This is a genomic window from Sphingobium chungbukense (genome assembly GCF_001005725.1).
Lineage (GTDB): Bacteria > Pseudomonadota > Alphaproteobacteria > Sphingomonadales > Sphingomonadaceae > Sphingobium > Sphingobium chungbukense.
Window position 1 is genome coordinate 1 of sequence record NZ_LBIC01000031.1, and the last position, 2,774, is coordinate 2,774.

Here is a 2,774-nt window from a genome sequence, read left to right on the forward strand (position 1 = left end):
CCGCCGTGGTGAGGTCGTTCACCCCGAACGCCTGAAACACCCCGGCGTTCGACATAAAGGTGCCCGCGCGCTCGCCATAGAGGGCGCGCAACTGGTGCATGTCCTGCAAGATCGGCCAGAGCTGCAATCCGTACCCTGCCATCAAGCCCATTGCCCGCTCGACGGGTTCCAGCCTGCCCAGGGCAGCGAACTCATCGAGCAGGAACAGGACGGGCCGCGCCGGTTTGGCAGGCGAGCGCGCCATGTCGGTGAGCGCCTGGGCGACCAGCAGGCGCAGCCAGCGGGAATAGGCGTCGAGCCGGTCAGGGGGTAGGCACAGAAACACCGTGGAAACCCCATCTTTCAACCCTGCAAAGGTGAAGTCCGACGCCGATGTGCTGGCGACGATCCGGGGGCTGTCGAGAAAATGGGTATGCCGCTGGGCCGACGATAGCACCCCTGCCGCCTCGCGATCGGACTTGCCGAGCTGGCGGTTAGCGGCGCGGGCAATCAGGCCACCGGCGCCGCGGCTGTCCTGCATGAGGGTGAGCAGATCGGCGAACCCTTTGGGGGCGAGCGTCAGATAGTCGCGCACCGTGGCCAAGGTGCGATGCTCGCGGTCCTCATGGACCACAGCATAGAGGATCAGACCGGCGATCAGCGCCTTGGCTTCCTCGTTCCAATGGGCATCGCCGCCTTGCCCTGCGGAATCATGGACCAGGGCGTCGGCCAGGGTCATCGCATCTTCGGCCAGATCGAGGCTGGCCGGGTCAAGCCGGTCGAGCGGATTGTAGCGGGCAGGGGGGTGCCCCGACACCTCGAACGGGTCGAGACACCAGACCTTGCCCTTGGCGGCGCGCGCCCTGGCGGTGACGCGGGCGTTCTCGCCTTTGGGGTCTATGCAGATCACCGAGCGGTCGATGGTCAGCAGGTTGGGGATGATGGTGCCTACGCCCTTGCCGCTGCGCGTCGGGGCCATTGTCAGCAGATGGGCGGGACCGCCATAGCGGAGCAGCTTGCCGGATTTGGCGGATCGCCCGATCAGCAGATCGCCGCCGTTCGATTCCAGGCCGCGCACATCGGCGCGCGATCCGAACGCGGCCGAGCCGAGCAGTTCGTTGCGACCATAGCGCCGATTGAACTTCCAGACCGCCACCCCGAAGGCAACCAGTGCGGCCCAGGCGATGGTGCTGGCGATCGACACAGGCAGTATCTTTTCGAGCAGCCATTGGGTGCCGAGCAGGATGGCCCAGTCGGCCCGAAGCTGCGATTTTGGCCATGTTGAAGAACGAAGATTGAACATGGCGAGCTACCAGGCTCGCTCTTGTCCTCCAATCTCGTAAACATCGGTCTCGATCGAGCACCTGTAGCTCTCTGCGATGTTGAACATCTCTGTCTGGAGAGATGCGATCTCGTCATCGAGGCTGACGCCATCGGCATCCTGATCATAGGCGACGGTCAGCGTGTAATCGCAGTTCCCGGTCTTTTGCATCTGGTAATCCCGCTCCAGCATCGCCTCGATGCGCTCGCGAGCGGGCTTTCTGCCACGACCATGCTTGTTGAAGTTCTCGATGGTCAGATGCAGGGCGATGGTGACAGAAGGCGGCTTTTCCGGCAGCCCGATCCTTGAAGGAATGACGTCAAGCGCCCGATAGACGGTCATCCTTGAGATCTTGAGGTCGCGCGCGACGCTGGCCTTGCTCGCGCCGGCGGTGATCCGGCGTCGGATTTCATCGTCATCGATGTTTTTCTTCCGGCCTTTGTAGACGCCTTCGGCGCGCGCCGCCTCGATCCCGGCGCGCTGCCGGTCCTTGATGAACGTCAGTTCCATGTCCGCGACCATGCCCAGAATGGTGATCACCATCCGCCCCATGCTTCCGGCCGTCGTCACCTCCGGCTCAAGCACCCGCAATGAGGCTCCCTTCTGGTCGAGTTCATGAACCAGATTGAGAACATCGCGTGTGGAGCGACCGAGCCGATCGAGACGCAGGACGACGAGTTCGTCATCGGCGCGCAGGAACTGCATGATCGTCTCAAGCTCCGTGCGTCCAGTGCGCGATGCGCCCGAGCCTGTTTCGGAGCGGACGATTTCACAGCCCGCCGCCTTCAACCGGGCAACCTGGATATCGAGATCCTGGTCGATGGTGCTGACGCGGGCGTAGCCGACGCGGGTCATGGGCAAATCCGTCACATTAGGGTGGCTTTGCCCTCGTACAGTAACATTGGTGACGGAACCACCCTTTTGTGACATGTCGCATATGTCACTTCCGATCGTCACGTTCGGGTGCACCCCAATGGTGCTAGCGGAAAGGCCCCGGTCAGGCAGCAAGCCGCCCAAAATCGATCCGGCTATTTAGATCGAGGTCGAAGCGGCCATAAGGATTGACGTGGCTGTAAATCAGCGGTGTGAGGCCGCGATAATCATCCGGCGTCATCCGGCCCGTCCATTTCGGTTCCACCAGCACGCTCTGAAGCATTCGGGTTCACATAGACAAGCGACGCTTGCAGCAAATGTAGCGCCAGGACCGAGAGCTGCTGCTCATCGATGCGGTTGGTGGCGATCTCGCCGCCCTTGCCGAAGAAAACCAACCCGTTGGCACTGTTCCAGTTTTCAACGACATTCAGGCCTTCATGAATTTCGCGGCGGAAGGACTCCTCGCGCAGATACCGGCACAGGAAGATCGTCTTGACCGCGCGGCCCAACTCACTCAACGCCTTGTAGGTCGGGTGCATCACCTCGGAGCGGCTAAACCGGCGCAGGATCGCCTCCGGGTCGGCGGTTTTTGTCTGCATCG

2 protein-coding genes and 1 pseudogene are annotated in these 2,774 nt (G+C 62.3%); all 3 read right to left on the reverse strand.

Translation table 11 applies throughout. The features are described 5' to 3' along the window. Window positions 1-1,282, reverse strand: a 1,282-nt coding sequence (locus YP76_RS26350; RefSeq protein ID WP_084733365.1) for a type IV secretory system conjugative DNA transfer family protein, incomplete at its 3' end; no start/stop codon positions are given. Window positions 1,283-1,288: 6 nt separating this feature from the next. Further along, entirely contained in the window at window positions 1,289-2,155 is an 867-nt protein-coding gene (locus YP76_RS26355; RefSeq protein WP_046766332.1) for a recombinase family protein, read from the reverse strand. A gap of 142 nt (window positions 2,156-2,297) precedes the next feature. Further along, window positions 2,298-2,774, reverse strand: a pseudogene (locus YP76_RS26360) (Tn3 family transposase); the annotation flags it as partial.

What these genes read in the sequence shown, in the direction of transcription:
- YP76_RS26355 (WP_046766332.1), bottom strand. Translation starts at nt 2,155, where the DNA reads ATGACCCGCGTCGGCTACGCCCGCGTCAGCACCATCGACCAGGATCTC.